The organism is Streptomyces sp. NPDC054961, assembly GCF_053609145.1.
In genome coordinates this window covers 55,941-61,991 of sequence record NZ_JBSGWY010000049.1, presented here as the reverse complement: position 1 = coordinate 61,991, position 6,051 = coordinate 55,941, and the positions used below count along the sequence as shown (strand labels likewise).

The 6,051-nt window shown below is 70.7% G+C and carries 4 protein-coding genes; 1 reads left to right on the top strand and 3 read right to left on the bottom strand.

Annotated elements, in window-relative coordinates:
- Window positions 1-400: 400 nt before the first annotated feature.
- Window positions 401-937: a MarR family winged helix-turn-helix transcriptional regulator gene (locus ACWF9Z_RS31645; protein ID WP_449482858.1), complete on the bottom strand. Its 537-nt coding sequence runs from the start codon at window positions 935-937 to the stop codon at window positions 401-403.
- A gap of 123 nt (window positions 938-1,060) precedes the next feature.
- On the opposite strand from ACWF9Z_RS31645, the gene ACWF9Z_RS31640 reads away from it, so the two are divergent.
- Window positions 1,061-2,335 (top strand): MFS transporter, encoded by a 1,275-nt coding sequence (locus tag ACWF9Z_RS31640; protein WP_453607900.1) that lies wholly within the window; start codon window positions 1,061-1,063, stop codon window positions 2,333-2,335.
- 91 nt (window positions 2,336-2,426) lie between these two features.
- On the opposite strand, the gene ACWF9Z_RS31635 is transcribed toward ACWF9Z_RS31640, so the two are convergent.
- Together ACWF9Z_RS31635 and ACWF9Z_RS31630 are read right to left on the bottom strand one after the other, a co-directional pair.
- The gene (locus tag ACWF9Z_RS31635) at window positions 2,427-4,298 is read right to left on the bottom strand and encodes an ATP-binding SpoIIE family protein phosphatase (protein WP_453607891.1); all 1,872 of its coding nucleotides are present in this window, start codon (window positions 4,296-4,298) and stop codon (window positions 2,427-2,429) included.
- 124 nt (window positions 4,299-4,422) lie between these two features.
- Window positions 4,423-5,817 (bottom strand): NAD(P)/FAD-dependent oxidoreductase, encoded by a 1,395-nt coding sequence (locus ACWF9Z_RS31630; protein ID WP_453607888.1) that lies wholly within the window; start codon window positions 5,815-5,817, stop codon window positions 4,423-4,425.
- Between the last annotated feature and the right edge of the window lie 234 nt (window positions 5,818-6,051).

Genomic DNA, 6,051 nt, shown 5'->3' with positions numbered 1-6,051 from the left:
ACTTTTTGGCGTTGATTTTTGGCACGCTGTTGAGTTCTCAAGGAACGGACGCTTCCTTTGTACTCACCCTCTCGGGCTTTCCTCCGGGCGCTTCCCTCGTTCTTGTGTTTCCGACTCTATCAGACTCTTTCGGGCCTGACTCCCAGTCAGCGGGGTTTGTCTTCCGGGCTGTTGGGCCCTTCCGACTCCCAGAACTCTAGTGGATTTCCCGGGCGATTCATAATCGACCTTCGGAAATGAATTCGGGCATGCCGAATGCGTTCCCGGTGGGAGATCCTGCTGAGTTGGGTGCCGCAACGAGGCGGCGGGATGGTTGTCTCCGAAACCTTTCGGCTCAGGGACAACTCGAAGAACCTTACGGATCGGCGAGGCCCGTGTCAACCCGGGCCGGTGCCCGGGTTCAGCTCGGGGACTGGAGGTCCTCCACGCGGTCCAGGAGCCGGGTGAGCATGTCGCCCAGGACCCCTCGTTCCGCGGTGGAGAGGTCCTGGAGGAGGTCCTCCTCGAAGACCGTGGCCGCGCGCATGGCGTCCAGCCACTTGCTGCGGCCCTCCGCCGTGAGCTCGACGATCACGCGGACGCGGTTGTTCTCGTCCCGCTCCCGCGTGACCAGCGCTTCCGCCGTCATGCGGTCGATCCGGTGGGTCATCGCCGCCGGCGTGAGGCCCAGCTGCTTCGCGAGCTCGCTCGGACCCATCCGGTACGGGGCTCCGGAGAGCACGAGGGCCTTGAGGACCTCCCACTCCGCGTTGCTGATGCCCAGGGCCGCGGTCTGACGGCCGTACGCGACGTTCATCCGGCGGTTCAGGCGGCTGAGGGCCGATACGACCTTCTCCACCTGGGGGTCGAGGTCCTGGAACTCACGCTGATAGACGGCGATCTGTTCGTCGAGGCTCGGCTCGTGGACGGGCGCGGTGCCGTCGGGGGTGTCACCCATGGTCCGAAGTATGGCACGAGCGCGTTGGCGTCTAACTCCTTCAGTGTGTAGTGTTAAGCGTCGAACTTTAGGTATGAAGTCTTCAAGCTTCAGCAATCAAGGTGGTGAGAAGTGACCAAGGTGATGGGCGCTGCGATGCGGAGGATCCAGGCCGGGAACGCGTTGACCGCGTTCGGTATCGGTTTCACGGTTCCGTTCCTCTACGTCTACGCGGCGAAGGTGCGCGAACTGGACCCTCTGTGGGCGACGTGTACGTTCGTCGCGTTCGCCCTCGGCGCGCTTCTCGCGCTGCCCTTCACCGGCCGGGTCATCGACCGGCGGGGTCCTGTCCCCGTGGTCATGGGCGCCGCGTTCCTCGCCTCGCTCGGCTCGCTCTCCCTCGGCCTCTCCACGACCGTCGTACCGATCCTGCTGTCCGCCCTGGCGCTCGGCGCCGGGCAGGCCGTCATGCAGCCGGCGCTGGCCACGATGATCGTGCGGTGCTCCACCCCGTCCACCCGGACCCGGGCCTTCGCCCTCCAGTTCTTCATGCAGAACCTGGGCCTCGGCATCGGCGGCCTCATCGGCGGCCTCATCGTCGACGAGACGCGTCCCGGCAGCTTCACCCTGCTGTTCGGCATCGAGGCCGTGATGTTCCTGGTCCTGGCCGGGGTCATCGCCACCGTGCGGATGCCGCAGACGCCAGCCATCAGCACCGCCCTGGCCAAGGCCGCCGCGCAGACGGGCGGCGGCTGGAAGCGACTGCTCGAGCACAAGGCCATGGTGCAGTTCTGCGTCCTCGGCTTCGTCCTCTTCTTCGCCTGCTACGGACAGTTCGAGTCGGGCCTGTCCGCCTTCGGTACCGAGGCCGCCGGGGTCTCCCCCTCCGTGCTCGGGTTCGCGCTGGCCGCCAACACCGGTGCCATCGTCGTGGCGCAGTTCGTCGTGCTGAAGCTGGTCGAGAACCGCCGCCGCTCCCGGGTGATCGCGCTCGTCGGCCTGATCTGGACCGGCGCGTGGATCCTCGCCGGCTTCTCCGGCCTGGGACACGGCAGCGCGATGATGGCCGCCGCCGCGTTCATCACCACGTACGCGCTCTTCGGCATCGGCGAGGCCATGCTGTCGCCGACGCTCGCGCCGCTGGTGGCCGACCTGGCTCCCGAGGGCTCCGTGGGCCAGTACAACTCGGCCTTCGCCCTGGTGAAGCAGATGGCGCTGGCCCTCGGGCCGCTCGGGGTGCCGCTGGGCGCCGGTGTGCCGATGCTCTACATCGGGGCCTTCGTGCTGGTCTCGCTCGGCATCGCCTGGCTGGCGCTGCGCCTCGGCAAGCAGCTGACCCCGGTGCAGGACAACCCGGCGCTGGCCCGCGGTGCGGTCGCGGTGGAGACGGCGAAGGCCGCCGAGCCCGTACCCGCGTAGCGGGCGCGGGTACGGAGACCTCCGTACCCGCGGAGGTACGACGAAGGCCCCGGTCCGGTGGACCGGGGCCTTCGTGCTGTCCCGCTCCTCGCTACTGGTCCCTGTCCTTGTCCTTGTCCTTGTCCGGGAGGGCGAACTCGCACCAGACGGCCTTGCCGCCGCCCGGGGTGCGCCGGGAGCCCCAGGACGAGGCGATGGTGGCGACGATCGAGATCCCGCGGCCCGTCTCGTCGGCCGGTTCCGCGCGGCGGCGGCGCGGGAGGTGGTCGTCCCCGTCGGTGACTTCGATGATCAGCCGGCGGTCGGTGCGGCGCAGGCGCAGCCGCATCGGCGGGGTGCCGTGCTGGAGGGAGTTCGCGACGAGCTCGCTGGCGGCCAGGACACCGAGGTCGCACAGTTCGACCGGGAACCGCCAGGAGGCGAGGACGCCCTGGGCGAAGGCGCGGGCGCGCGGGGCGGCCTCGACGCCGCCGAGGAGTTCCAGGGCGGCGTTGTGGAAGAGCTCGGCATCGGCCCCGGTGCGGGCGGGCTGCTGGAGGACCAGCACGGCCACGTCGTCGTAGTGGTCGGCGTCGACCCCGAGGGCGCGCATCAGGCGGTCGCAGATGACGGCGGGGCTGCCCTGCGCGCCGGAGAGGGCGCGTTCCAGGGCGGCCACGCCCTCGTCGATGTCCTCGCCCCGGCGTTCGACCAGGCCGTCGGTGTAGAGGACGGCGGTGGAGCCGGGGCCGAGCGCGATGGTGCCGGAGGTGTGGAGCCAGCCGCCGGTGCCCAGCGGAGGTCCGGTGGGGTCGGCGGCGCGGCGGACGGTGCCGTCCTCGTCGCGGACGAGGATCGGGAGGTGCCCGGCGGAGGCGTAGGCGAGGAGGCCCTCGTTGGGGTCGTGGACGGCGTAGACGCAGGTGGCGATCTGGCTGGCGTCGATCTCGGCGGCCAGTCCGTCCAGGAGCTGGAGGACCTCGTGGGGCGGGAGGTCCAGCCGGGCGTACGCGCGGACGGCGGTGCGGAGCTGGCCCATGACGGCGGCGGCGCGGACGCCGCGGCCCATGACGTCGCCGATGACGAGGGCGGTGCGGCCGGCGCCGAGGGTGATGACGTCGTACCAGTCGCCGCCGACGGCGGCCTCGGTGCCGCCGGGCTGGTAGGTGGCGGCCACCCGCAGGTCGTCCGGCTGCTCGAGCTCCTGCGGGAGGAGGGAGCGCTGGAGGGTGACGGCGGCCTCGCGCTGGTGGCGTTCGCTGGCGCGCAGGCGCTCGGCGGCCTCGGCGTGGTCGGTGACGTCGGCGAGGTGGACCAGGACGCCGGTGTGGTGGGCGGCGCCCTCGGCTTCGCCGTCGGGGCCGGTGGCCGTGGCGGAGCCGATGGCCGCGGCCGCAGCGGCGTCCGTGGCGTCCGTGGTGTCAGTGGTGCGGCTGGGGCTCTTGGGGAACTCGACCGGCGTGCAGGTGACGGTGTAGGAGCTGCCGCCGCCGGGCGCGGTGCGGTTCTTGGCGGTACGGGGCTTCCCGCTGCGCTGGACCTGGTCGAGGAGCGGGAGCAGGCCGAGCTCGCCGAGTTCGGGGAGGGCCAGGTGTGCGGGGGCGCCGGGGCAGCGGGCTCCGAAGCCGGCGGTGTAGGCCTCGTTGACGTAGGCGAGGCGGTGTTCGGGCCCGTGCACGAGGGCGACCAGGGCCGGGAGGCGGTCGAGGACGTCCCGGACGGAGAGCTCGTCGAGGCAGGGCACGGGGGCGTGGGTGCTCCCCGAACCCGCTGCGGAGCCCTCGGCGGGGGCTCCCGTACCGCTGCCGCGGAGGGCCGGGTCGACGGGGCCGCCGTCCGGCGCGGTCGCGCAGTGGCCGACGGCGCCTCGGGCGGCCGGGACCGAGCCCTCGCCGCGTTTGGCCTGGGCGGCGGCGTGTTCGGACCGGGCGGCGGCGCGGCGCTGCGTTCCGGGAAACCGGGCGCTCCAGCGGGTGAAGTTCACTGCTTCTAGCCTCGTGGTGTCGCTCGTGGTCGCTAGGTCACTCGGTGGCACTCGGATGTCACTCTGTGCAGGTGTGAGCCCACCTATGGTCACACGTCCAGTGTGGCCGACGGCACTGACAGCGTCAGCTTCCGCTCTTCTTCGGGGGCTCCTTGGGACCTCCGCCCGCGGCGAGTTCGAATTCTGCCCTGGGGTGTTCGAGGGATCCCAGGGAGACGATCTCACGCTTGAAGAGGCCGGAGAGCGTCCACTCGGCGAGCACGCGCGTCTTGCGGTTCAGGGTGGGGACGCGGCTGAGGTGGTAGGCGCGGTGCATGAGCCACGCCGGGTAGCCCTTGAGCTTGCGTCCGTAGACGTGGGCGACGCCCTTGTGGAGGCCGAGGGAGGCGACGGACCCGACGTACTTGTGGGCGTACTCGGTGAGGAGTCCGCCGCGCAGGGACGACACGAGGTTGTCGGCGAGGACCTTCGCCTGCCGGACGGCGTGCTGGGCGTTGGGGGCGCAGGCGACCCCCTTCTCCGCGGCCGTGATGTCGGGGACGGAGGCGGCGTCGCCGGCGGCCCAGGCGTGTTCGACGCCCTCGACGGTCAGGAAGGAGGTGCAGGCCAGGCGGCCGTGTTCGTTCTTGGGCAGGTCGCTGGCGGCGAGGACCGGGTGCGGTTTGACGCCGGCGGTCCACACGATGGTGCGGGTGGGGAAGCGGGCGCCGTCGCTGAGGACGGCGACGCGGTTCTCGCAGGAGTCGAGGCGGGTCTCGAGGCGCAGGTCGATGCCGCGGCGGCGCAGTTCGCGGATCGTGTAGGTGCCCATCTCGGGTCCGACCTCGGGCAGGATCCGGTCGCTGGCCTCGACCAGGACCCACTTCATGTCCTCGGGCTTGATGTTGTGGTAGTAGCGGGCGGCGTAGCGCGCCATGTCCTCCAGCTCGCCCAGGGCTTCGACGCCCGCGTAGCCGCCGCCGACGAAGACGAAGGTGAGAGCGGCGTCGCGGAGGGCGGGATCGCGGGTGGAGGAGGCGATGTCCATCTGCTCGATGACGTGGTTGCGCAGGCCGATGGCCTCTTCCACGGTCTTGAATCCGATGGCGAATTCGGCGAGCCCCGGGATGGGGAGGGTGCGCGAGACGGATCCGGGGGCGAGGACGAGTTCGTCGTACTCGATCTCGACGGGGCCGGCGCCCTCGTCCTCGGTGGCGAGGGTGGTCACGGTCGCGGTCCGTTTGGCGTGGTCGATGCTCCGGGCCTCGCCGATGACGATGCGGCACCCGGGCAGGACGCGCCGCAGGGGCACCACGACGTGGCGTGGGGAAATGGAGCCCGCGGCCGCCTCGGGGAGGAAGGGCTGGTACGTCATGTACGGCTCGGGAGAGACCACCGTGACCTCGGCCTCGCCGGTTCTCAGCTTTCGCTGGAGCCGGAGTGCCGTGTACATGCCTACGTAGCCGCCGCCGACGATCAGGATCCGCGTGCGGGGCGGGTTACCGGGGGACTCGCCCCGGGAGTTAGCAGCCTTCACCACCCCATGACGCAACGTGGCCGGGAGTTTGTCCACAGCCCCGACAGATTGTGTGACCGGAAGGGGTCCCCGGAGCGGGTCGTTCAGGGGGCTGGACAGAGGGGAAGCCGCGCAGGTCAGGGCGTGCGGAAGGGGTGATTCCGGAGACTTGGAACGGAAAAGTGGGGGTGAATGCTCCGATCGGGCGGTGGTCCGTCCGGGGCTGCCCCTTCTGAATTGACTCTGGCTCAACTATGT

Excerpts from the sequence above, each read along its gene's own strand:
- ACWF9Z_RS31640 (WP_453607900.1), top strand. The coding sequence starts at position 1,061 with ATGGGCGCTGCGATGCGGAGGATCCAGGCCGGGAACGCGTTGACCGCG.
- ACWF9Z_RS31645 (WP_449482858.1), bottom strand. The coding sequence starts at position 937 with ATGGGTGACACCCCCGACGGCACCGCGCCCGTCCACGAGCCGAGCCTC.